Below are 25,248 nucleotides of genomic sequence, written 5' to 3'. Positions count from 1 at the left end.
CCCGCAGGTATGTGCCGGACGAGAAGGGAACGATCATTCGGGAACCTGTACCGATACTCCGGACAGCTCCCCAATCAGCGGCATAAGAATTTCATTGACTATTCAGTCAGTCAAATATTATAGGATGAGGCGAAGATCAAGAGGTCACCATGAGAACCATTCTTATCGCGGCGGCGCTTGGCGGTATTTTCGCCCTGTCGTCCTGCAGCAATGAAGAGCCGCCCGCCGAAAAGCCGCTCCGCACCGTCGATGTGGTCGCGGCTGAGAAAAAGCCCGTTGATCGCGGTAGCGTCATCACGGGCGAAGTAAAGGCACGGGTCCAGACGGATCTGTCCTTCCGGGTCAGCGGCAAGATCACCGAGCGGCTGGTGGATGTGGGCGCACGGGTGAAGACCGGGCAATTGCTTGCCCGCATGGATCCCGAAGAGCAAAAGGCCGATCTCGATGTCGCCCTGGCCAACCTGCAATCTGCGGAAGCGCAGCAGACGCAGGCGCAATTGACGTTCGACCGTCAGCAAAGCCTGTTCAAGACGCAGGTGACCTCGCGTTCGGCGGTCGACAAGGCCCAGGAAACCCTGCTCACGACGCAAGGGGCGGTGAGATCGGCGCAGGCGCAGCTCGATACGGCGCGGGATGCCCTGTCCTATACCGAACTCAGGGCGGATGCGGATGGCGTTATCACGGCGCGTAATGTGGAGGTCGGCCAGGTGGCGCAGGCCGCCCAGCTCGTTTTTACGCTGGCGCATGACGGACCGCGCGATGCGGTCTTCGATGTCTACGAATCCCTCTTCCTCGAGCGCGATATCGACAATCTTGTCAATGTCAGCCTCCTGTCGGACCCCGCCCGCAGCGTTGCGGCGCCGGTGCGGGAGATTTCTCCGACGATAGACCCGGACAATGGAACGATCAGGGTCAAGGTGGGTCTTAACGGCGATATGACCATGCCGCTCGGCGCGCCCGTATCCGGCCATTTCCGCTTCAAACAGGTCGATGCGATTGAGCTTCCGTGGTCGGCGATGACGTCGCAGGACGGCTTCCCCGCCGTCTGGGTGGTCGATCCGCAATCTTCGGAAATCGCCATGCGGCGCATCGAGGTCGCCGATTACGAGACGGGTCAATTCGTCATCACGCAGGGGCTTAATCCCGGCGATCTCGTCGTCACCGTCGGCACCAAATTTCTCCGCGCCGGTGAAAAGGTCGCCTATGAAAAGGGGCAGGCACAATAATGTCCAGTATATACAAAAGCTTGTTTTTGGTGGCTGTGGCGATTGCGGTTTCCTCCTGCGAGGACAAGCAGGAAGCCGCCGCCGAGGCGCCGCGCCCGGTGCTTTCCGTCGTCGTGGAAGAGAAGCCGGCTGACGCCCTGCGGCTGACCGGCACGGTGGAATCGCGCATTCAGACCGATCTCGGCTTTCGCGTGCTCGGGCGCATTATCGCCCGCAATGTCGATGTGGCCGATCTGGTGAAGAAGGGTGACGTGGTGGCCTCGATTGATCCGCTGGCGCTCGAGCTTGCGGTGAAGAGCGCGCAATCCGACCTCTCCAATGCGGAAGCGCAGCTGGCCAATGCAGTGACGACCGAGCAGCGCCAGCGTGTGCTGGCGGAAGCCCGCAGCGGCACGGAAGCCGCACTGGAAGAGGCCGAGCAGGCCACCCGCACCGCCAATGCGTCCGTCGCCAAGGCCCGCGCCAATCTGGACAAGGCCGAGGAGCAGCTGGGTTATGCGCAGCTGCATGCGGAATTTGACGGCGTTGTGACGGCAACTTCGGGCGAAATCGGTCAGGTCGTCTCGGCCGGGCAAACGGTCGTGACCATTGCCCGTCCGGAAGTGCGCGACGTGGTGGTCGACGTTCCGCAATTTGCGGCGCAACGGCTGGAGATCGGCTCCGCCTTCGAGATCGCCCTGCAGCTCGATCCGAAAATTCGCACCACCGGCGTGGTGCGCGAGATTGCTCCGGAAGCCGAAACGGCGACACGCACGCGCCGCACGAAGATCAGCCTGCAGGATGCGCCGCCGGCATTCCGGCTCGGTTCCGTCGTCACGGCCTCCGTGCTTGCCGCATCCGAACCGCAGATCATGCTTCCATCATCGGCTCTGCTGAAGACCGACAATGGGTGGGGTGTCTGGATCGTCAATGCCGATACGGCAACGGTAACGTTCCGCCCGGTCACGATAGAGGGCGAGCCTGCCGAAGGCGGCAACGTGCGCATCACCGGCGGCGTCAAGCCCGGCGAGCGTGTTGCCAGCGCCGGCGTTCACAAGCTCAAGGATGGACAGGCCATCAGGATCGATCAGGAGGTCCGTCAGTGAAGAAATTCAATCTCTCCGACTGGGCGCTCGAACACCGTTCGCTCGTCTGGTACTTCATGCTGGTTTTCGTTCTTGCCGGCGTTTTCTCCTATCTCAACCTCGGCCGCGAGGAAGATCCGAACTTCACCATCAAGACCATGGTGATCAGCGCGCAATGGCCCGGCGCTTCCGCCGAAGAGGTGGCGAGGCAGGTGACCGACAGGATCGAGAAGAAGCTCGAGGAACTCGACAATCTCGACCATCTGCGCAGCCAGACGGTCGCCGGTCGCACGACGATCTTCGTGGAACTGGTGCCGGAAACCAAGGCGCGCAACGTCGAGCCGACATGGGTGCGGGTGCGCAACATGATCGGCGACATCAAGGGCGAGTTTCCCTCCGGCGTCGTCGGTCCCTTCTTCAACGACCGCTTCGGCGATGTCTATGGCAATATCTATGCCTTCACCAGCGATGGTCTCAGCCAGCGGCAATTGCGCGATCTGGTGGAAGATGCGCGTGCGAAGGTGCTGACTGTCGACAATATCGGCAAGGTCGATGTCATCGGCGCACAGGACGAGACGATCTATCTGGAGTTTTCCACGCGGCAGATCGCGGCGCTCGGCATCGACCAGCAGTCGATCATCAAGACGCTGCAAGCCCAGAACGCCGTCACGCAATCCGGCTTCGTCAATGCCGGGCCCGAGCGCGTGGCGCTGCGCGTCAGCGGCCAGTTCACCTCGGAAGACAGCCTGCGGTCCATCAACCTGCGGGTCAACAACCGGTTTTTCCCGCTGACGGAAGTGGCGACGATCCGGCGCGGTTATGTCGATCCGCCGTCCTCGCTGTTCCGCTTCAACGGCCAGCCGGCCATCGGCCTTGCTATCGGCATGAAAACCGGCGCGAACCTGCTGCATTTCGGTGAGGCGCTGGATGCTGAGATGAAGCGGGTGGTGGCTGATCTGCCTGTTGGCGTCGATGTGCATCGCGTGTCCGATCAGCCGGCCGTGGTCGATGAGGCGGTCTCGGGCTTCACCTCGGCGCTGTTCGAGGCCATCGCCATCGTTCTCGTCATCAGCTTCATCAGCCTTGGCCTCAGGGCCGGCATGGTGGTTGCCGTTTCCATTCCGCTCGTGCTGGCGATCACCTTCGTCTACATGGAATATACCGGCATTTCCTTGCAGCGCATCTCTCTGGGTGCTCTCATCATCGCGCTCGGGCTTCTCGTCGACGATGCGATGATCGCCGTCGAGATGATGGTCGCGCGGCTTGAAGTGGGAGACGATCTCAGGAAAGCGGCGACCTATGTTTACACCTCGACCGCTTTCCCGATGCTGACTGGTACGCTGGTCACCGTTGCCGGCTTCATTCCGGTTGGTCTCAACAACAGTGCGGCGGGTGAATTCACCTTCACGCTTTTTGTGGTGATCGCCGTTTCGCTGATCGTGTCATGGATCGTCGCGGTCCTGTTCACGCCGCTGCTCGGCGTGACGATCCTGCCAAAGACGATGAAATCGCATCATGAGAAAAAGGGCCGCTTTGCCTCCGCCTTTTCCTGGCTTCTCGGCCGGGCGTTGCGCTGGCGCTGGGTGACGATTATCCTCACCATTGCGCTGTTCGGCCTTTCCGTCGGCGGCATGGGCCTTGTGCAGCAGCAGTTCTTCCCGTCATCCGACCGCGTGGAGCTGATCGTTGACTGGAACCTGCCGCAGAACAGTTCCATTGCCGAGACCAACCGGCAGATGGCGCAGTTCGAGCAGGACATGCTGGCCAAGAATCCGGATATCGACCATTGGACAACCTATGTCGGCGAAGGCGCGCCGCGTTTCATCCTGTCCTTCGACGTGCAGACGCCTGACGTCACCTTCGGCCAGACGGTCATCGTCACCAAGGGGCTGGATGTGCGTGACAAGGTGCGCGCCGAGTTGCAGGACTATCTGAACAAGACTTTTATCGGCACCGACGCCTTCGTGAAACTGCTCGATATCGGTCCTCCGGTCGGAAAGCCGGTGCAATATCGCCTGAGTGGCCCTGATATCCAGAAGGTGCGCGAGCTCGGGCAACAATTGTCGGGCATCGTCGGCGAACACCGGCTGCTGTCCAACATGGTGATGGACTGGAACGAGCCGACGCGCGTGGTGAAAGTGGATGTTCTGCAGGACAAGGCCCGCCAGCTTGGCGTCTCGTCGGAAGATATCGCCAATGCCATGAACAGCATTGTCGAAGGGTCCACAGTCACGCAGGTTAGGGACGATATCTACCTCGTCAACGTGGTGGCGCGGGCGCAGCTTTCGGAGCGCGGCTCCATCGAGACCTTGCAAAACCTGCAATTGCCGGCAACCAACGGCAAGGCCGTGCCGCTCTCGGCAATCGCCAATTTCCGTTATGAGCTGGAGCAGCCGACCATCTGGCGTCGCGACCGGATTCCGACGGTCACCGTCAAGGCTGCCATTATCGGCCCGACGCAGCCGGCGACGATTGTGGAGCAGCTGAAACCGAAGATCGAGGCGTTCCAGAAAACGCTTCCCGTCGGCTACACGCTGGAGACGGGCGGTTCGGTGGAATCCAGTGCGGATTCGCAAGCACCGATCGTCGCTGTCGTGCCCATGATGCTGTTTGCGATGGCGACCATCCTGATGATCCAGTTGCAGAGCTTCAGCCGGCTGTTCCTGGTCTTCGCCGTGGCGCCGACTGCCCTGATCGGCGTCGTGGTGGCGCTGCTCTTCTCCAATGCGCCGATGGGCTTCGTCGCCATTCTCGGCGTGCTGGCGCTGATCGGCATCCTGATCCGCAACTCGGTCATTCTCGTCGTGCAGATCGAGCATCTGAGAAGCGAAGGGGTTTCGGCATGGCGTGCCGTCATCGAGGCGACCGAGCATCGCATGCGGCCGATCATGCTGACGGCGGCGGCGGCCACCCTTGCTCTCATCCCCATATCGCGGGAAATCTTCTGGGGCCCTATGGCCTATGCGATGATGGGCGGCATTGTGGTTGGCACAGCGCTCACGCTGCTTTTCCTGCCGGCGCTCTATGTCGCGTGGTTCCGCATTCCGCGTGAGGATGACAAGCCGGAGGCAGCGGAAATCAAGGCGTAATATCTGACGCGTAGCGAGGGTGCGGCGATGCTGCATCCTCGCTCCAACAAAAATATCCGCCGTCGTTGTTCCGGCGGGCAGGATAATGTTAGGAAGGTCGGCTTGGCCGCGAGAGCGGTGGCCGTCCTTTTTGCGTTTGGACGATTCTGGTTTCGCGTTGATATTGCGAACATATTGAGAGTGCGGAGGGTTTGAAGATGGGCGGGTTGTCGGATTGGCTTGCGGATGCGCAGCCGATCAATCGCAAGAATGCCGCAGAAGCGGTATTCGATGATATCCGTTCCGCCATCACTTCGGGGCAGCTTGCGGTCGGCACCCGGCTGCCTTCCGAAGCCCATCTGGCCGCTCGATATGGCGTCAGCCGGCCGATTATTCGCGAGGCTTTACGGTCGCTCCAGACCCTGGGGCTGACGCAGACCCGCACCGGAAGCGGCACCTATGTGATGACGCCGACCCCGCCTTCCGAATTGAATTACGGCGCCTATTCCGCCCGCGATCTGATCGAAGCCCGCCCCTTCATCGAAGTTCCTGCGGCCGGTTGGGCGGCGTTGCGGCGCACGGATGCTCAGCTGGAAGTCCTGCTTGACCTCTGTGATCGGATGGAAGCCGAAGAAAGGCCGCATCCCTGGGTGCTGCTGGATGGGCAATTCCATTGCGCCATTGCGGAAGCATCGGCCAACAGGCTGTTCGCCAAGGTGGTGGCCGATGCCCGCGAGGCCCTTTCCCAACAGTCAGAGATGGTCAACCTGATGGCCGGTCGTCGCGTCGCCTCGAATTTCGAGCACCGCCGGATCGTCGAGGCGATCCGGCGGGGTTCAGCGCCCGAGGCGCGGGAGGCGATGGAGCTTCACCTTGGCCAGGTGAAGCAGGTGGTGACGACGATTATTGGCGAAGATCGGCTTCGCCAGCCGTGACGGCGGGCAGGTTGGCAAGGTGCCGCGGGCTCAGCGCCTGCTGCAATTGCGCATCGGTGAGATAACCGCGTTCCAGAACCACCTGCGGCACCGTGCGGCCGCTGGCAAGCGCCTCCTTGGCCACTTCTGTCGCCGCATAATAACCGATCAGCGGGTTGAGCGCGGTGGCGAGACCGATGGATTCTTCCACGCGCTGCGCCATGATGGCCGGATTGGCGACGATGCCGTCGACGCAGCGTTCCGCCAGCGTGCGGCAGGCGGCGCTGAGTTGGCTGATGCTCTGCGACAAGGCTCGCACGATGATCGGCTCGAAAGCGTTCAGCTGCAATTGCCCGGCTTCAGCGGCCATGGTGATGGTGATGTCATTGCCGATCACCGCATAGGCCACCTGGTTGACCACTTCGGGAATGACCGGATTGATCTTGCCCGGCATGATGCTGGAACCCGCTTGAACGGAGGGCAGTGTGATTTCGCCGATACCAGCGCGCGGGCCGGAAGAGAGCAGGCGAAGATCGTTGCAGGTTTTCGATAGTTTGACGGCGACGCGTTTCAGCACGCCGGAGAGATGCACGAAAGCGCCGGGATCCTGCGTGGCCTCGATGAGGTCCGCCGCCGTCACCAGCGGCCGTCCGGTCAGCTCCGCCAGGTGCTGGCAGGCAAGCTCGGCATAACCGCGCGGCGCATTCAGCCCGGTACCTATGGCGGTGGCGCCGAGATTGATCTCGTGCAGAAGTGCTGCGGATTCGATGAGGCGCGCCTGATCTTCTCCCAGCATCACCACGAAGGTGCGGAATTCCTGGCCGAGCGTCATCGGCACGGCGTCCTGCAATTGCGTGCGGCCGATCTTGATGAAGCCGGCAAATTCCTGCGCCTTGCGGTCGAAGGCATCCTTCAGCACGCCCATGGAAGCCGCCAGATCGTCGATGGCCTCGATCAGCCCGACATTGATCGCGGTCGGATAGGCGTCGTTGGTCGACTGGCTTAGATTGACATGGTCGTTCGGGTGAAGCCGGGCATAATCGCCTTTTTCGTGTCCGAGCAGTTCGAGCGCACGGTTGGCGATGACCTCATTGGCGTTCATATTGGTGGAGGTGCCGGCTCCGCCCTGAATTTCATCCACCACGAACTGCTCATGCAGCGCACCGGCGCGGATTTCGCGGCAGGCTGCGGCGATGGCTTGCATGCGTTCTGTGTCCAGAAGGCCGAGCTCGTGGTTTGCGCGTGCCGCCGCCTCCTTCACATAGGCCAGTCCCCGGACGAGATAGGGGTTGTGGCCGATGGTCACCCCGGTGATCTTGAAGTTTTCCACGGCGCGCGCCGTGTGCACGCCCCAATAGACATCCGCCGGAATTTCCTTGGTCCCGAGCAAATCATGCTCCTTGCGCGTCACGCTCACTTTTTCCTCCACTGGCTTTTAAGCGTTGCTATATCTGTAAAGCTGTCTTACAGATTTTTTGACCTTAATTGGGGTGGAGGAGAAGGTCAATCATATCGAATACGCTTGACGAACGGCATTATCTGCCATTATGAGGGGCAAAAATCTGTCATGCAGCTTTACAGCGCGCATGAGCATGCATGCTGGCCATATTCCAGCGCGGACTGTGCCAGTTTCATTTTCATTTCCGGCTTATCGCCGACTGCAAGCACTTTATCGGGAGGATAAATATCCATGCATTCTGGGAAAACGGCGTCTGCCGATCGTGAGGTCTTCGTCGAAGAAGACCTCGGTTACCACAAGGCCCTCAAGCCGCGTCAGATTCAGATGATCGCCATTGGCGGCGCCATCGGCACCGGGCTTTTCCTCGGTGCGGGCGGACGTCTGGCACAGGCAGGCCCGGCGCTGGTATTTGTTTATGCGCTTTGCGGCTTCTTCGCTTTTCTGGTGCTGCGCGCGCTCGGCGAGTTGATCATGCATCGTCCGAGCTCCGGTTCCTTCGTGTCCTATGCCCGTGAGTTCTACGGCGAGAAGATGGCCTTCGCGGCCGGCTGGATGTACTGGCTGAACTGGGCCATGACCTCGGTGGCGGATGTGACCGCCGTTGCTCTCTACATGAATTTCTTCAAGCAATATGTTCCGTGGCTTGCGGGTATCGATCAGTGGGTCTTCGCGATGACGGCGCTTCTGGTCGTGCTGGCCATGAACATGCTGTCGGTGAAGGTCTTTGGTGAGCTCGAATTCTGGTTCAGCCTCATCAAGGTGCTGGCGCTTGCGATCTTCCTCGTGGTCGGCATTTATTTCGTCATTTTCGGCACCCCCATCGAAGGCCATGTCACCGGCTTTAGCATCATCACCGATAATGGCGGTTTCTTCCCGAACGGTATTTTGCCAGCCTTCGTCATCATACAGGGCGTCGTCTTCGCTTATGCCTCCATCGAACTGATCGGCACGGCGGCAGGCGAGACGGAAGACCCGCGCAAGGTCATGCCCCGCGCCATCCGGGCCGTGGTCCTGCGTCTCGTGGTCTTTTATGTCGGTTCGGTGCTGCTGTTCGCGCTGCTTCTGCCCTATACCGCCTACAAGGCCGGCGAGAGCCCCTTCGTCACCTTCTTCGGTTCCATCGGCGTGCAGGGCGCTGACGTGATCATGAACCTCGTGGTTCTGACCGCCGTGCTGTCCTCGCTCAATGCCGGGCTTTATTCCACCGGCCGCATCCTGCACTCGATGGCGGTTTCCGGCTCGGCGCCGGCAGCACTTGCGAAGATGAACAAGAACGGCGTGCCCTATGGCGGCATCGCGGTGACCGCCGTCGTCACCGTTCTCGGTGTGGCGCTGAACGCCGTCGTTCCCGCTTCGGCCTTCGAGATCGCGCTCAACCTCTCAGCGCTCGGCATCATCTGCGCATGGGCCGTCATCGTGCTCTGCCAGTTGAAGCTCTGGCAGCTTTCCAAGCGTGGTGAACTCGTGCGTCCGGATTTCCGCATGTTCGGCGCGCCGTACACCGGCATTCTCACGCTCATCTTCCTGTTCGGCGTGCTGGTGCTGATGGCCTTCGATTATCCCGTCGGCTCCTGGACCATCGCCTCGCTGCTGGTCATCATCCCGGCGCTCGTCATCGGCTGGTATCTCTTGCGTGACCGCATCTACCGCCTTGCGGACGAGCGTGCGGGAGCATCGCAGTGAGCGGGCAGGACGCAACGCCTCTGGTGGCGGTCATCGCCACCGGCGGCACCATCGCCAGCCGGCGTGGTGCCGATGGCGTAAGCACGCCCAGCCTTTCGGGTGAGGATCTGCTGGCGCTGGTTCCGCAGATCAACGCCCGGCTGAAGCCGGTCGACCTGATGGCGAAGGATTCCTCCAGCCTGACACTGGCAGACATGCAGCGCATCAGCGATGCGGTGGGCGCCGAGCTCGATGATCCCGCTATTGCCGGCATCGTGGTTCTGCATGGCACCGACGCCATGGAAGAATCCTCGCTGCTCGTGCATTTGCAGCGGGCCATCACAAAGCCGGTGGTCTTCACCGGCGCACAGTTTACCGCAGACCATAAGGACGCGGACGGACCGGCCAATCTGGCGCGGGCCATAGAAACAGCGCTCGATCAGGCGAATGCCGCAAAAGGCGTGCTCCTCTCCTTCGGCGGCCGCTGTCTGCCGGCCTGGGGGCTTTATAAGCTGAGCGCGGATGAGGCGGATGCCTTCCGCTCCGCCCGGCCGCTGGCTGCTGCCGCAATGCTGCGGCTTTCCGCCCCGGTAACCGATCAGCGCGTCGATATCGTCGCCATTCATCCCGGCTGTGACGCGACCCATATCGATGCAAGTCTGCAGGCGGGCGCGAAAGGCATCGTTCTTGCCGCACTCGGTTCCGGCAACGCCAATCCACGTATCGCCGAGGCTGTGAAGCGCTGCGCCGAACGCGGCGTTCCCGTCATCGTTTCCAGCCGCGTGCCGGAAGGGCGGCTGGTGGCGACTTATGGCGGCGGCGGCGGCGGGCATGATCTTGTCGCGGCGGGCGCCGTGCATTCATCCACGCTTCGCCCGGGCCAGGCCCGCATTTTGCTGGCAGCGCTGCTGGCCGGTAAAAGCCCGGCGGAAACCATCGTTTCCGCTTTCGGTGATAGCCCGCTCTCTTAGAGCACTTCCAGAAAAAGTGGACCCCGGTTTTCCGTCCGGAAATGCGTCAAAACTCTAAGTAGCGGCAGCGATGCCCGCGACCGGCGGGCATCGAAATTCCTATAAGATTCCTATTTTATTGCCTCTGTGGCCGTCTCGAACCTTTATGCGGTTCGGGTGCATTCTTCTGTGCGTGAAGGGATGGTGTTCCCTTCTCAGCCAGAAAGAGTGAAAAGCGACGTCCCACATGACGGCGCTTTTCTTCCTGTCCGGCTCCTCGAATAAAAAGGAGTCCCATCGATGATGGATGTTGTTCTGATCGGCGCAGCCACGGTGTTTTTCGCCCTCTGCTTTGCCTATACGCGCGCCTGCGACCGGCTTTAGACGGAGGCTGCGATGACATTCGACTATATCTTGAGCGGCGCCGTCACGGTCTTTATCGCCGCCTATCTCACCTATGCTCTCATTCGCCCCGAACGTTTCTGATCGGGAAGCGGCGGTTCGCGCGGCGGAGAGAAAAATGGAATCGGATCCGCCGCTCTCTCTTTCTGTCCGAGCATCGGATTTTCCGAAAACCGCATGACACTTTTCGGTCCGATGCTTTATTGAAAGTTCAATACCATGACCCTCACTGGATGGTTTCAGATTCTGCTTTTTTGCGGGATCATTTTTGCGCTGGTGAAGCCGCTCGGCTTCTATATGGCGCGTGTCTTTAATGGCGAGCGCACCCTGCTGTCGCCGGTTCTCGCACCCGTCGAGCGCGGCCTTTATGCCCTTGCCGGGACAAGCGAACGTGAGGAGCAGCACTGGACGACCTATGCGTTCTCCATGCTTCTCTTCAACCTGCTTGGTTTTGCCCTGCTTTATGCCCTGATGCGCTTTCAGGCGGTGCTGCCCTATAATCCGCAGGGAATGGCGGCCGTGGGGCCGGAATTGTCCTTCAATACGGCGGTCAGCTTCGTCACCAACACCAACTGGCAGAATTATGGCGGCGAAAGCACCCTGTCCTATCTGACCCAGATGGCGGGTCTCACCGTGCAGAACTTCGTTTCCGCCGCAACAGGCATGGCAATCGCCATCGGCCTGATCCGCGCGTTTTCCCGCGCTTCCGGCAAGGCGATCGGCAATTTCTGGGTGGATATGGTCCGCTCGACCCTCTACGTGCTTTTACCCCTCTGCATCGTGCTGACCCTCGTTTATGTCTGGCTCGGCGTGCCGCAGACGCTCGGCGCCTATGTGAATGCGCAGACGCTGGAAGGCGCGCAGCAGACGATTGCCGTCGGCCCCGTCGCGTCGCAGCTGGCGATCAAGATGCTGGGCACTAACGGCGGCGGCTTCTTCAACGCCAATTCGGCGCATCCCTTCGAGAACCCGGATGCCATTTCCAACATGCTCCAGATGGTGTCGATCTTCGCCATCGGCGCGGCCTTTACCAACGTCTTCGGCCGCATGGTCGGCAACCAGCGCCAGGGCTGGGCGATCCTCGCCGCCATGGGCGTGCTGTTCATCGCCGGCGTCGCCGTCACCTATTGGGCGGAAGCGGCCGGAAACCCGCTGATGCACGGCTTCGGTCTAGCCGGCGGCAATATGGAGGGCAAGGAAGTCCGTTTCGGCGTGGCGCTCTCGTCGCTCTTCGCGGTCATCACCACCGCCGCCTCCTGCGGCGCGGTCAACGCGATGCATGGCAGCTTCACGGCGCTGGGCGGTCTTATCCCGCTTATCAACATGCAGTTGGGCGAGGTGATCGTCGGCGGTGTCGGCGCGGGTTTTTACGGCATTCTGCTCTTCATCGTCATCGCCATCTTCGTGGCGGGTCTGATGGTCGGGCGCACGCCGGAATATCTTGGCAAGAAGATCGAGGCCAAGGAAATGAAGATGGCGGTTCTGGCCATTCTCTGCCTGCCGCTCGCCATGCTGGTCTTCACGGCAACGGCCACCGTGCTGCCCTCGGCGGTCGCCTCGGTCGGCACGGCGGGGCCGCACGGCTTCTCCGAAATCCTCTATGCCTATACCTCGGCGGCCGCCAATAACGGCTCCGCCTTCGGCGGCCTCACCGGCAACACCACCTGGTACAACATCACGCTTGGCTTTGGCATGCTGATGGGCCGTTTTCTGGTCATCATTCCGGCACTCGCCATTGCCGGTTCGCTGGTCACCAAGAAGACCGTTCCAGCCTCGGCCGGCACCTTCCCGACGGATGGCCCGCTTTTCGTCGGCCTGCTTGTCGGCACGATCCTGATCGTCGGCGGCCTTACCTTCCTGCCTGCATTGGCGCTCGGCCCCGTTGCCGAACATCTGGTGATGGCGGCAGGCCAGCTCTTCTGAGGTGATGCCATGAACGACAAGTCCCGAAGTAACCGCATCGTCTCCGCCCGCAAAGGCGCTCCCGTCAAAGGGAGCGCCACGCCCGGCGGCTGGTGCGCTTCCAATCTTATTCTCGCGATGATGGCGGCTCTCGTCGCCGCCGTCGTCGCTCTCGAAGTTATCACGGGCTGATCGACCTTTATCGGTCGCCCCGTTTCAAACGCTGGAGCCTCTTCATGAGCCAGTCCAAACAAGCGAGCATCCTCGATTCTCGCATTCTCGTGCCGGCGATTGCCGCCGCATTCAAAAAGCTCAACCCACGCACGCTTGCCCGCAATCCGGTCATGTTCGTGGTCGCGACGGTGTCCGTGCTGACAACAGTGCTGTTCATCCGCGATCTCATCATGGGCGGCGCCAATCTCGGCTTTTCCTTCCAGATCAATCTTTGGCTCTGGTTTACCGTATTGTTCGCCAATTTCGCGGAAGCTGTCGCCGAAGGGCGCGGCAAGGCGCAGGCGGATTCGCTGCGCCGGACCCGTACCGAAACCCAGGCGAAACTGCTCACCGGCGATGATCGCAGCCAGTATAAGATGGTGGCGGGCACTAGCCTGAAGGTGAACGATGTCGTTCTCGTCGAGGCAGGCGATATCATCCCCTCCGACGGCGAGGTTATCGAAGGTGTCGCCTCCGTCAACGAGGCGGCAATCACCGGTGAATCCGCCCCCGTCATCCGTGAATCCGGTGGGGACCGCTCTGCCGTCACCGGCGGCACGCAGGTGCTGTCGGACTGGATCAGGGTTCGCATCACCGCCGCCGCCGGTTCCACCTTCCTTGACCGGATGATTTCGCTGGTCGAAGGTGCTGAACGCCAGAAGACGCCGAACGAGATCGCGCTCAACATTCTGCTCGCGGGCATGACGCTGATCTTTGTGCTGGCTACGGCGACTATTCCGAGCTTTGCATCCTATGCCGGCGGTTCAATCCCGATCATCGTGCTGGTGGCGCTGTTCGTGACACTCATCCCCACCACCATCGGCGCGCTTCTGTCCGCCATCGGCATTGCCGGCATGGACCGGCTGGTGCGCTTTAACGTGCTGGCCATGTCCGGCCGCGCCGTCGAGGCTGCCGGCGATGTGGATACGTTGCTGCTCGACAAGACCGGCACCATCACCCTCGGTAACCGGCAGGCGACCGAGTTTCGTCCCGTTGCCGGTGTTTCCGAGCAGGAACTGGCCGATGCGGCGCAGCTTGCCTCCCTTGCCGACGAAACGCCGGAAGGCCGTTCTATCGTGGTTCTCGCCAAGGAAAAATACGGCATCCGCGCCCGCGACATGCAGAAGCTGCATGCGAATTTCGTACCCTTCACCGCCCAGACCCGCATGAGCGGTGTCGATTTCGAAGGTTCCTCCATTCGCAAGGGTGCAGTCGACGCTGTTCTTGCCTATGTTAACGGCGGCGCTCCGCAACAGGGCAATGTGGCGCTTGCCGTCAAAACCGAAACGGACGCCGCACGCGGCATCCGGACAATTGCGGAAGAGATCGCCAAGACCGGCGGCACGCCGCTCGCCGTCGTGCGGGATGGAAAGCTGCTCGGCGTCGTGCAGTTGAAGGACATCGTCAAGGGCGGCATTCGCGAGCGTTTCGCAGAGCTTCGCCGCATGGGCATCCGTACGGTTATGATCACGGGCGACAACCCCATGACGGCCGCCGCCATCGCAGCGGAAGCCGGCGTCGATGATTTCCTTGCCCAGGCGACACCGGAAAACAAGCTGGAGCTTATCCGCGAGGAACAGGCCAAGGGCAAGCTCGTCGCCATGTGCGGCGATGGCACCAACGACGCACCTGCGTTGGCGCAGGCCGATGTCGGCGTTGCCATGAACACCGGCACGGTGGCGGCACGCGAGGCGGGCAATATGGTCGATCTCGACAGCGATCCGACCAAGCTCATCGAGATCGTCGAAATCGGCAAGCAATTGCTGATGACGCGCGGCGCGCTGACGACGTTCTCTATCGCCAACGATATCGCCAAATATTTCGCCATTATCCCGGCAATGTTCCTGGCGCTCTATCCGCAGCTCGGCGTTCTGAATGTGATGGGACTTGCGACACCGCAGAGCGCCATCCTGTCGGCGATCATCTTCAACGCGCTCATCATCATCGCGCTCATCCCGCTCTCGCTGAAGGGCGTCAAATATCGGCCGATCGGCGCGGGCGCGCTGCTGTCGCGCAATCTGGTCATCTATGGCCTCGGCGGCATCATCGTTCCCTTCATCGGCATCAAGGCCATCGACCTCGCCATCACGGCGCTCGGTCTTGCCTGAGGAGTAAAGACAATGTTCAAACAGCTTCGCCCCGCACTGGTGCTCATCCTCGCCACCACCGCCATCACCGGCCTTGCCTATCCTCTGGGCATGACGGGTCTCGCTCAGGCGATCTTCCCCTTTCAGGCCAATGGCAGCCTCATTGAAAAGAGTGGTGCGGTTGTGGGTTCGCAATTGATCGGGCAGACCTTTGCCAGTGAGAAATATTTCCATGGCAGGCCATCGGCTGCCGGCGATGGTTACAATGCCGCTTCGTCGTCCGGCTCCAATCTCGGCCCGACGAGCGCCAAGCTCATCGACCGGGTGAAACAGGACTACGAGGCCGCAAAAACCGAAAATCCGGCGGCCGAGGTTCCGGCCGATCTGGTGACGGCCTCGGGCAGCGGCCTTGATCCGCATGTCTCGCCGGAGGCCGCTTATTTTCAGGTGCCGCGCGTCGCCAAAGCAAGGGGCATGGATGAGGCATCCCTGCGCGCCATCGTCGAGCGCCATGTCGAAGGACCGGAACTCGGATTCATGGGAGAGCCGGTCGTGAATGTGCTGGCGCTCAACATGGCTCTTGACGCAGCCGGCTCATGAACTGAAATGGCTATGGCTTGTTCGCAAGCCATAGCCTCGACACTGGTGGGTTAAATGCCTGACGACAATCGCGATATGCCGAGCCGACCATCGCCCGATGCGCTGCTGGAAAACGCCCGGCGCGAGGCGCGGGGCCGGCTGAAGATTTTTTTGGGGGCGGCACCCGGCGTCGGCAAGACCTATGAAATGTTGATGTCCGGCCGGGCGAAGCTGGCGGAGGGGGTGGATGCCGTCATCGGCGTTGTGGAAACCCATGGCCGCCGGGAAACCGAAACGCTGGTGCAGGGCTTCGAGATCATCGCGCGCCGGCGTATCGATTATCGCGGTCAGGTGCTGGAAGAGATGGATCTCGATGCCATTCTCGCCCGTCATCCCGCTCTGGTTCTGGTCGATGAACTGGCCCACACCAATGCCGCCGGCAGCCGCCACCCCAAGCGCTACATGGACGTTCAGGAGATTCTGGCGCAGGGCATCGACGTCTATACGACGCTGAACATCCAGCATGTCGAAAGCCTGAACGACGTCGTTGCACAGATCACCCGCATCCGTGTTCGCGAAACAGTGCCCGACAGCATTATCGACCGGGCCGACGATGTCGAAATCATCGATATTACGCCAGACGATCTGATCAAGCGTCTGCAGGATGGCAAGGTTTACCTGCCCCGCACCGCCCGGCGCGCCATCGAGAATTATTTTTCGCGCGGCAATCTGACGGCGCTACGCGAACTTGCGCTGCGGCGCACCGCGCAACGGGTGGACGAGCAATTGCTCAACCACATGCAGTCCCATGCCATTTCCGGCCCGTGGGCCGCTGGAGACCGGGTTCTGGTTTGCCTGGACCACGGCGGCAATGGCCCGGGTTTGGTGCGTTATGCCCGCCGGCAGGCGGATCGTCTGCGCGCGCCCTGGACGGCGCTGCATCTCGATACGCCGCGTTCGCAACAATTGTCGGAGGCGGAGAAGGACCGGCTGGCCGGCACGATGCGGCTTGCCCAGCAGCTCGGCGGCGAAACGGTGACCCTGCCGGCGCTCGATCTGACGCGGGAGATCATCTCCTATGCCAACGCCAATAATTTCACCCACATCATCATCGGTCGCCCGCGAAAATCGTGGTGGCAGCGGATTTTTCAGCGTTCGCTGACGCATGATCTGATCGACCATGCGGGCGATATCAGCGTTCACGTCATTTCCGGCGATAAAAAAGAAGAGAAGCTGGGCCAGGCCGCAAAGCCGGCCTCGGCACAATCACATCGTTCCATAAGGCCTTATCTTAACAGCACCCTGTTCGTCGGCCTGGCGATCGTGGCCGGCATCGTGCTCGACCAGACGCTCGATGTCAGAAATCTGGCGCTGGTTTTCCTGATGGCGGTTCTGGCCGCCGCCGTACGCGGAGGGCTGGGGCCAGCGCTTTATGCTTCCCTGCTCGGTGCTTTTGCATTCAATTTTTTCTTCCTTGAGCCGCGTTACACCCTGACCGTTCGCGATCCGGAAAGTGTCGTGGCGCTGCTGTTTTATCTCGGCGTTGCGCTTGTCGCCTCCAATCTCACGGCAGCCGTACAACGGCAGGCCGCCGCCGCGCGGGCAAGGGCGCGAACGACGGAAGATTTATATCTGTTCTCCAAGAAGCTTTCGGTGACGGGAACGCTGGACGATGTGTTGTGGGCAGCTGCTTTCCAGATGGCCTCGATGCTGAAGGTTCGGATCGTTCTGCTTTTGCCGGAAAACAATACGATCACGGTCAAGGCGGGATATCCGCCGGACGATACGCTGGTGGATGCCGATATTGCCGCCGCGCAATGGGCCTGGGAACATAACAAGGCTGCGGGCAGGGGCGCGGATACGCTTCCCGGCGCCAAACGGCTTTATCTGCCCCTGCGCACCGGCAGCGGCGCCGTCGGCGTGGTGGGGCTGGACGATGACCGGCTCGGCCCGCTTCTGACGCCGGAACAGCAGCGGCTGTTCGATGCCCTGGCCGATCAGGCGGCGCTCGCCATCGAGCGGATTCAGCTCGTCTCGGATGTCGACCGGGCAAGGCTCGCGGCGGAAACCGACCGGCTGCGCACCGCGCTCCTGACATCCATCTCCCACGACCTTAAAACGCCGCTTGCGGCCATTCTGGGTTCGGCCGGAACGCTGAAGGATTTCGCCGAGGACATCCCGCCGGATGCCCGCGCCGAACTGCTTTCGACGATCATCGAGGAATCCGAGCGGCTGAACCGCTTCATCTCCAATCTTCTTGATATGACGCGGATCGGTTCGGGCGCGATGGAACCGAATTACGGTCTGCATTTCGTCGGCGATATGGTCGGAACCGCGCTTTCGCGCGCCGCGAAAATCGTCGTCAGGCATGAGATCGTTCTGGATATTCCCTCCGACCTGCCGATGCTGAAGGTCGACCCTGTGCTTTTCGAACAGGTCCTGTTCAATCTCATCGACAATGCCGCCAAATACGCTCCCGAACATACCGCCATCGAGATTCGCGGCTGGCGGCAGGGCAAAAATATCTTCCTCTCCGTGGCCGATGCGGGGCCGGGTATTCCACCCGACGATACGGAGCGGGTCTTTGACAGTTTCTACCGGGTGCGCAAGGCGGACCACGTGCAGGCTGGAACGGGCCTGGGACTATCCATCTGCAAGGGGTTTATCGAGGCCATGGGCGGTTCGATCCGCGCGGAAAACAGGTCGGGCCGTACCGGTGCGCAGTTTACCGTCAGTCTGCCGGTTCCCGCCGATGCGCCGGTGATAGACCATGATTAAGGCGCGATTGCCGGCGACAAGCAGCTATGCCGCTGAGGGAGATCGGAAATGACCAATTCCGCCGTTCGTATTCTGATCGTCGACGACGAACCGCCGATCCGCAAGCTTTTGCGTGTCGGGCTGTCGACCCAAGAATATGCGGTGAGCGAGGCGATGAATGCGAAGGTCGCCATGGAATTGGTCAGTGAGGACAAGCCCGATCTCGTCGTTCTCGATCTCGGGCTGCCGGATATGTCGGGGCATGATCTTCTGGCGAAATGGCGCGGCGAAGGGCTGGCGCTGCCGGTCATCATCCTTTCCAGCCGCACGGATGAGGCGGGTATAGTCAAGGCGCTGGAACTGGGGGCCGATGACTACATCACCACGCCTTTCGGCATGAATGAGCTCGTCGCCCGCATCCGCGTCGCCCTGCGCCATCGATTGCAGACCCAAGGGGAGAGGCCGGTGTTTCAGACCGGGGACCTGTCGGTCGATCTCGTCAGGCGCATCGTCAAGGTGGAGGATCGGGAGGTGAAGCTCTCGCCCAAGGAATATGACATTCTGCGGGTTCTGGTGCAGCATGCCGGCAAGGTGCTGACGCACCGTTTCCTGCTGGAGCATGTCTGGGACGAACTGACCGATGTGCAATATTTGCGGGTCTATGTGCGCCAGCTTCGCCAGAAGATCGAGAAAACCCCGGATCAGCCGCGTTATATCCTGACGGAAACCGGTGTCGGTTATCGGCTGCAGGAGGTGTGAGGGCGCCGCAAGGCGACGCCCTCCGATAGTTTAAACGGCGGCGCAGATCGACAGGAATTCGTCCACATCGGCCTCGGTCGTCGCAAAGCTGGTGACCATGCGGATCAGCACTTCGTCCTTGCCGACCTTTTCCGGCATGTCGCGCGGCTCCAGCCAGTCATAGAACTTCGCACCCTTTGCCGTGGCGGCTTCTGCGGCGGCCTTTGGCAGAATGGCGAAAACTTCATTGGCCTGGGTCGGCCAGGCAAGGCGGGCGCTGTTCAGCGAAGCGAAACCGGCGCGCAGCCGGTTGGCCATGGCATTGGCGTGGCTGGCGAGATCGAGCCACAGATCGTCCTGCAGATAGGCCTCGAATTGCGCGGCGATGAAGCGCGACTTGGAAAAAAGCTGGGCGGTGCGCTTGCGCAGGAAGGAAAAATCCCGGGCGAGCGATGGATCGAAGAAGACGATGGCTTCTGCGCACCAGCAGCCATTTTTCGTGCCGCCGAAAGACAGGACGTCGACGCCGCGTTTCCAGGTCATTTCGGCGGGCGTTGTACCGAGGGCGGCCAGCGCATTGGCAAACCGTGCGCCGTCCATATGCAGCGGCAGGCCGTTGTCCTTGGCGATTTTGGCGATGGCGTCGATTTCATCGAGCGTGTAGACCGTGCCGGCCTCGGTCGCCTGCGTCATGGTGATGGCTGCGGCGCGACCGTGATGCACGGCATCCTGCGGATAACGCGCAATGCGCTCGATCAGGTTCTCCGGCAACATCTTGCCGTTCGGTCCCTCGACGGCGACCATGCGCATGCCGGAAAAGAAATCCGGCGCGCCGCACTCGTCCTCGATCACATGCGCTTCGGAATGACAGAAGGTCAGGCCGCCGGCGCGGGCGATGCTGGCCAGCGAAAGCGAATTGGCCGCCGTGCCGGTGGCGACGAAAAACACCGCGACCTCGCGCTCGAAAATCTCGTTGAAGCGCTTTTCAATGGAGAGATCGAGTTCGCTGGTGCCGTAGGCGGCGGCAAATCGCGTGGATTCCCGCGAAAGCCGTTCGTTGACGGCAGGGTGGGCGCCGGCCCAATTGTCTGAAGCAAAAAACATCTCTGAAGGCTTTCCGATGGCTGGGGTTCTGGTTTGGGAATGCGTGGCGCGATGAACGGCAAAGTTCTATGACCTAAGATTGCGATTGGCAAATCCGGCAATGAAAGCAATGGCTCTGCGGGTGTTGCGATAAGAAAGTTTCGCGCAATAGGTCAGTATCGAAACTTCGCTGCAAAATGGGGCTTTCACTAATTGGATTCACGCCCTTGCCAAATTCGCCTGTTTCTGCCAAAATCCTCGTGAATTGAGACAGCTTTGCTGTCCTAAATTTGGTCGAGCCGGATTGAATGCGGATTTTGCGGGAAGCGAAAATTCGTGTCGAGCCGGATCTTCGCATGAAACCATGCAAGTAATTTTGCAGGAGGGACAAAAATGACGAACAAGCCGCAGGCGGAAATCGCCGCCGCCACCCTGACCACAGACTGTCCCACCGCGGCTGCGGCCGCACCCGTTTCTGCGAAAGCGCGTTTCGCGGGCGGTTTGCCGGAAAGGCAGGGTCTTTACGATCCGGCCAATGAACATGATGCCTGCGGCGTCGGCTTCGTTGCCCATATGAAGGGTCAGAAGTCGCACCAGATCGTCAAGGACGGCCTGTTCATCCTTGAAAACCTGACGCATCGCGGCGCCGTCGGCGCCGATCCCCTGATGGGCGATGGTGCGGGCATTCTCGTGCAGATTCCCGACCGCTTCTTCCGCGAGGAAATGGCGGCGCAGGGCGTCACCCTGCCGAAGGCCGGTGAATATGCCGTCGGCCACATCTTCATGCCGCGTGATCCTTCCCGCATCGAGCATTACAAGAAGGTCATCGTCGACGTCATCGGCGAAGAGGGGCAGCAATTCCTCGGCTTCCGCGATGTGCCGGTCGATAATGCCTCGCTCTCCAAGGCGCCGGATATCGCAGCGACCGAACCGCACCACGTGCAGGTCTTCATCGGTGCCGGCCGCGATGCCGCGAGCAATGCCGATTTCGAGCGCAAGCTGTTCCTGATCCGCAAGGTACTGTCCAACCGCATCTATGACGAGGGCGGCGGCAAGGAAACGCAGGATTTCTATCCCGTTTCGCTGTCGTCTTCGACCATCGTCTACAAGGGCATGTTCCTCGCCTATCAGGTGGGTGCCTATTACAAGGATCTTGCCGATCCGCGCTTCGAATCCGCCGTGGCCCTCGTGCACCAGCGTTTTTCGACTAACACCTTCCCGTCCTGGAAGCTCGCGCACCCCTACCGCATGGTCGCCCATAACGGCGAAATCAACACGCTGCGCGGCAACGTCAACTGGATGGCGGCGCGTCAGGCGTCGGTTTCCTCCGTGCTGTTCGGCGACGATATCTCCAAGCTCTGGCCGATCTCCTATGAAGGCCAGTCGGACACGGCCTGCTTCGACAACGCGCTCGAATTCCTCGTGCGCGGCGGTTACTCCATGGCCCATGCCGTGATGATGCTGATACCGGAAGCCTGGGCCGGCAATCAGTCCATGTCTGCCGAACGCAAGGCATTCTACGAATATCATGCAGCGCTGATGGAGCCGTGGGATGGCCCGGCCGCCGTCGCCTTCACCGACGGCAAGCAGATCGGCGCGACCCTCGACCGCAACGGCCTGCGCCCGGCGCGTTATCTCGTCACCGATGACGACCGCATCATCATGGCGTCGGAAGCCGGCACGCTGCCGGTGCCGGAAGAGCGCATCGTCAAGAAGTGGCGCTTGCAGCCCGGCAAGATGCTGCTGATCGACATGGAAAAGGGCTCCATCGTTTCTGACGAGGAAGTGAAGCACGAGCTTGCCGCCAAGCACCCTTACCGCACCTGGCTCGACCGCACGCAGCTCATCCTCGAAGAGCTGAAGCCGGTTGAACCGCGCGCGCTGCGCCGCGACGTGTCGCTGCTCGACCGCCAGCAGGCCTTCGGCTATACCAGCGAAGATACCAAGCTCCTGATGTCGCCGATGGCGACCACCGGTCAGGAAGCCATCGGCTCGATGGGCACCGATACGCCGATTTCGGCCATGTCGGAAAAGTCGAAGCTGCTTTACACCTATTTCAAGCAGAACTTCGCGCAGGTGACGAACCCGCCGATCGACCCGATCCGCGAAGAGCTTGTCATGAGCCTCGTGTCCTTTATCGGTCCGCGCCCGAATATTCTCGACCATGAAGGTGCGGCCCGCGCCAAGCGTCTGGAAGTGCGCCAGCCGATCCTGACCAATGGCGATCTGGAAAAGATCCGCTCCATCGGCCACACGGAAGACCGTTTCGATACCAAGACGCTCGACTTCACCTATGATGTGGAGCGCGGTGCCGAAGGCATGCCTGAAATGCTCGACCGCTTGTGCGAGCGCGCGGAATCGGCCGTTCGCGGCGGTTACAACATCATCGTTCTTTCCGACCGCCAGCTCGGGCCGGACCGTATTGCGATCCCCGCCCTTCTGGCGACCGCTGCCGTGCACCATCACTTGATCCGCAAGGGTCTGCGCACCTCCGTCGGTCTCGTCGTCGAAACCGGTGAGCCGCGCGAAATCCACCATTTCTGTCTGCTGGCCGGTTATGGCGCCGAGGCGATCAACCCCTATCTCGCCTTCGATACGCTGCTCGACATGCACAAGCACGGTGCCTTCCCGAAGGAAGTCTCCGACGACGAAGTGGTCTATCGCTACATCAAGGCGGTTGGTAAGGGCATCCTCAAGGTCATGTCCAAGATGGGCATTTCCACCTACCAGTCCTATTGCGGCGCGCAGATCTTCGACGCCATCGGCCTGTCTTCGGAATTCGTCGAGAAATATTTCTTCGGCACCGCCACCTCCATCGAGGGCGTCGGCCTGACCGAAATCGCCGAAGAAACCGTAACGCGCCACACGGCTGCCTTCGGCAAGGACCCGATCCTTGCCAATACGCTCGATATCGGCGGCGAATACGCCTACCGCATGCGCGGCGAAAGCCACGCCTGGACGCCGGATGCCGTTGCCTCGCTGCAGCACGCCGTGCGCGGCAACAGCCAGGATCGCTACCGCGAATTCGCCGGCATGGTGAATGAGACGGCGCTGCGCATGAACACCATTCGCGGCCTGTTCAAGGTCAAGTCGGCGGAAGCGCTCGGCCGCAAGCCGGTTTCCATCGACGACGTTGAGCCGGCGGCTGATATCGTCAAGCGGTTCTCGACTGGCGCCATGTCTTTCGGCTCGATCAGCCGCGAGGCGCATACCACGCTTGCGATTGCCATGAACCGTATCGGCGGCAAGTCCAACACGGGTGAGGGCGGTGAAGAATCCGACCGTTACATGCCGCTGTTGAACGGCAAGCCGAACCCGGAACGCTCGGCCATCAAGCAGATCGCGTCCGGACGCTTCGGTGTAACGACCGAATATCTCGTCAATGCCGATATGCTGCAGATCAAGGTGGCGCAGGGTGCCAAGCCCGGCGAAGGTGGCCAGCTGCCCGGCCACAAGGTGGATGCGACCGTTGCCAAGACCCGTCACTCGACCCCGGGCGTCGGCCTCATCTCGCCGCCACCGCATCACGATATCTACTCCATCGAAGATCTGGCGCAGCTGATCTACGACCTGAAGAACGTCAACCCGGAAGCCGATGTTTCGGTGAAGCTGGTGTCGGAAGTCGGCGTCGGCACGGTTGCGGCCGGTGTCGCCAAGGCGCGCGCCGACCATATCACCGTTGCCGGTTTCGATGGCGGCACGGGCGCTTCGCCGCTCACCTCGCTGAAGCACGCCGGTTCCCCATGGGAAATCGGTCTTGCCGAAACCCAGCAGACGCTGGTGCTGAACGGTCTTCGCTCGCGCGTTGCCCTGCAGGTGGATGGCGGTTTGAAGACCGGCCGCGACGTCATCATCGGCGCGCTGCTCGGTGCGGATGAATTCGGCTTTGCCACCGCGCCGTTGATTGCGGCCGGCTGCATCATGATGCGCAAGTGCCATCTCAACACCTGCCCTGTCGGCGTTGCCACGCAGGACCCGGTTCTGCGCAAGCGCTTCAAGGGCACGCCGGAACACGTCATCAACTACTTCTTCTTCGTGGCCGAAGAAGTGCGCGAAATCCTCGCTTCGCTTGGTGTTACCAGGCTGGACGAGATCATCGGCGCTTCCGAGCTGCTGGAGAAGGATGAGATGCTGGCGCATTGGAAGGCCAAGGGGCTGGATTTCAGCCGCATCTTCCACAAGGTCGAGGCTCCGAAGGAAGCAACCTTCTGGACCGAGCGCCAGAAGCATCCGATCGATGACATTCTCGACCGCAAGCTGATCGAGAAGTCCCTGCCGTCGCTCGAAAACCGCGAACCTGTCGTGTTCGAAGTGCCGATCAAGAACGTCGACCGTTCCGCCGGCGCCATGCTGTCGGGCGCGCTCGCCAAGCGCTGGGGTCACAAGGGCCTCAAGGACGACACGATCCACGTCACCCTCAAGGGGACGGCGGGCCAGTCCTTCGGCGCTTTCCTCGCACGCGGCATCACCTTCGATCTGGTGGGTGACGGCAACGACTATGTCGGCAAGGGTCTGTCGGGTGGCCGCATCATCGTGCGCCCGCCGGAAAACACCCGGATCGTGGCTGAGAACTCGATCATTGTCGGTAACACCGTGCTTTACGGCGCGATCACCGGCGAGTGTTATTTCCGTGGCGTGGCTGGCGAGCGTTTCGCGGTGCGTAACTCCGGCGCGGTCGCGGTTGTCGAAGGTGTCGGCGACCACGGTTGCGAATATATGACCGGCGGCATCGTCGTCGTTCTCGGTGAAACGGGCCGTAACTTCGCGGCCGGCATGTCCGGCGGCGTGGCCTATGTTCTCGACGAGAAGGGCGATTTCGCCACCCGCTGCAACATGGCCATGGTCGAGCTGGAGCCGGTTCCGGAAGAAGACGATATGCTGGAGAAGCTGCACCATCACGGCGGCGACCTCATGCACAAGGGACGCGTGGACGTTTCCGAGGACATGACGCGCCACGACGAGGAGCGTCTCTACCAGCTGATCTCCAACCACTTCCATTACACGAACTCGTCGCGCGCCAAGGATATACTTGACCGCTGGAGCGAGTTCCGTCCGAAATTCCGCAAGGTCATGCCGGTCGAATACCGCCGTGCGCTTGAGGAAATGGAGCGCATGCGCATGGGCGTGGCGGCGGAGTAATCCGC

At 61.2% G+C, this 25,248-nt stretch carries 15 protein-coding genes and 1 pseudogene; 14 read left to right on the top strand and 2 right to left on the bottom strand.

Annotation, left to right across the window (positions count from 1 at the left end):
• Positions 1–149 precede the first annotated feature (149 nt).
• The 4 genes from FGF54_RS19195 to FGF54_RS19180 all read left to right on the top strand — a co-directional run bounded on the left by FGF54_RS19195 (position 150) and on the right by FGF54_RS19180 (position 6,293).
• Entirely contained in the window at positions 150–1,226 is a 1,077-nt protein-coding gene (locus FGF54_RS19195) for an efflux RND transporter periplasmic adaptor subunit (protein WP_080857497.1), read from the top strand.
• Positions 1,226–2,311, top strand: coding sequence for an efflux RND transporter periplasmic adaptor subunit (locus FGF54_RS19190; protein ID WP_142780783.1), 1,086 nt, complete (start codon positions 1,226–1,228; stop codon positions 2,309–2,311). Before FGF54_RS19195 ends, FGF54_RS19190 begins: the two co-directional genes overlap by 1 nt.
• Positions 2,308–5,379, top strand: coding sequence for an efflux RND transporter permease subunit (locus tag FGF54_RS19185; protein ID WP_142780782.1), 3,072 nt, complete (start codon positions 2,308–2,310; stop codon positions 5,377–5,379). The genes FGF54_RS19190 and FGF54_RS19185 overlap by 4 nt, the downstream gene beginning before the upstream one ends.
• A gap of 197 nt (positions 5,380–5,576) precedes the next feature.
• On the top strand, positions 5,577–6,293 hold the full coding sequence (locus FGF54_RS19180) for a FadR/GntR family transcriptional regulator (protein ID WP_142780781.1): 717 nt from the start codon (positions 5,577–5,579) through the stop codon (positions 6,291–6,293).
• Here FGF54_RS19180 and FGF54_RS19175 read toward each other — a convergent pair.
• Positions 6,262–7,689 carry an aspartate ammonia-lyase gene (locus FGF54_RS19175; RefSeq protein ID WP_246666999.1) on the bottom strand — a complete coding sequence of 476 codons (1,428 nt, stop codon included), beginning with the start codon at positions 7,687–7,689 and terminating at the stop codon, positions 6,262–6,264. The two genes, FGF54_RS19180 and FGF54_RS19175, sit on opposite strands and share 32 nt — an antisense overlap.
• A gap of 273 nt (positions 7,690–7,962) precedes the next feature.
• Here FGF54_RS19175 and FGF54_RS19170 point away from each other — a divergent pair, with 273 nt between their 5' ends.
• The 9 genes from FGF54_RS19170 to FGF54_RS19135 all read left to right on the top strand — a co-directional run bounded on the left by FGF54_RS19170 (position 7,963) and on the right by FGF54_RS19135 (position 19,042).
• Positions 7,963–9,414 (top strand): amino acid permease, encoded by a 1,452-nt coding sequence (locus tag FGF54_RS19170; protein WP_078052064.1) that lies wholly within the window; start codon positions 7,963–7,965, stop codon positions 9,412–9,414.
• Complete coding sequence (locus tag FGF54_RS19165) at positions 9,411–10,364, top strand: asparaginase (protein ID WP_142780779.1); 954 nt, start codon at positions 9,411–9,413, stop codon at positions 10,362–10,364. Before FGF54_RS19170 ends, FGF54_RS19165 begins: the two co-directional genes overlap by 4 nt.
• A gap of 375 nt (positions 10,365–10,739) precedes the next feature.
• Positions 10,740–10,829 carry a K(+)-transporting ATPase subunit F gene (gene kdpF / locus FGF54_RS19160; protein ID WP_003506089.1) on the top strand — a complete coding sequence of 30 codons (90 nt, stop codon included), beginning with the start codon at positions 10,740–10,742 and terminating at the stop codon, positions 10,827–10,829.
• A gap of 135 nt (positions 10,830–10,964) precedes the next feature.
• Positions 10,965–12,668 (top strand): potassium-transporting ATPase subunit KdpA, encoded by a 1,704-nt coding sequence (kdpA, locus tag FGF54_RS19155; protein WP_142780778.1) that lies wholly within the window; start codon positions 10,965–10,967, stop codon positions 12,666–12,668.
• A 9-nt stretch (positions 12,669–12,677) separates the two neighbouring features.
• The gene (locus FGF54_RS27340; RefSeq protein WP_168208190.1) at positions 12,678–12,839 is read left to right on the top strand and encodes a hypothetical protein; all 162 of its coding nucleotides are present in this window, start codon (positions 12,678–12,680) and stop codon (positions 12,837–12,839) included.
• Positions 12,840–12,883: 44 nt separating this feature from the next.
• Entirely contained in the window at positions 12,884–14,968 is a 2,085-nt protein-coding gene (kdpB, locus tag FGF54_RS19150; protein ID WP_142780777.1) for a potassium-transporting ATPase subunit KdpB, read from the top strand.
• 12 nt (positions 14,969–14,980) lie between these two features.
• Positions 14,981–15,547: a potassium-transporting ATPase subunit KdpC gene (gene kdpC, locus FGF54_RS19145; protein WP_142780776.1), complete on the top strand. Its 567-nt coding sequence runs from the start codon at positions 14,981–14,983 to the stop codon at positions 15,545–15,547.
• A gap of 54 nt (positions 15,548–15,601) precedes the next feature.
• A complete protein-coding gene (locus FGF54_RS19140) occupies positions 15,602–18,304 on the top strand; it encodes a sensor histidine kinase KdpD (protein WP_142780775.1) in 2,703 nt (900 codons plus the stop codon).
• 48 nt (positions 18,305–18,352) lie between these two features.
• Positions 18,353–19,042 (top strand): response regulator transcription factor, encoded by a 690-nt coding sequence (locus tag FGF54_RS19135; RefSeq protein ID WP_142780774.1) that lies wholly within the window; start codon positions 18,353–18,355, stop codon positions 19,040–19,042.
• A 30-nt stretch (positions 19,043–19,072) separates the two neighbouring features.
• Here FGF54_RS19135 and FGF54_RS19130 read toward each other — a convergent pair whose 3' ends face one another.
• Entirely contained in the window at positions 19,073–20,125 is a 1,053-nt protein-coding gene (locus FGF54_RS19130) for a low specificity L-threonine aldolase (protein WP_142780773.1), read from the bottom strand.
• Between the two features lie 471 nt (positions 20,126–20,596).
• On the opposite strand from FGF54_RS19130, the pseudogene gltB reads away from it, so the two are divergent.
• Positions 20,597–25,243 (top strand): annotated as a pseudogene (gene gltB, locus FGF54_RS19125) (glutamate synthase large subunit); the annotation flags it as partial.
• Between the last annotated feature and the right edge of the window lie 5 nt (positions 25,244–25,248).

The sequence above is a fragment of the Agrobacterium sp. T29 genome (assembly GCF_006970545.1).
Taxonomy (GTDB): Bacteria; Pseudomonadota; Alphaproteobacteria; order Rhizobiales; family Rhizobiaceae; genus Agrobacterium; species Agrobacterium leguminum.
The sequence above is the reverse complement of the archived record's forward strand: the minus strand, read 5'-3'. Positions and strand labels throughout refer to the sequence as shown.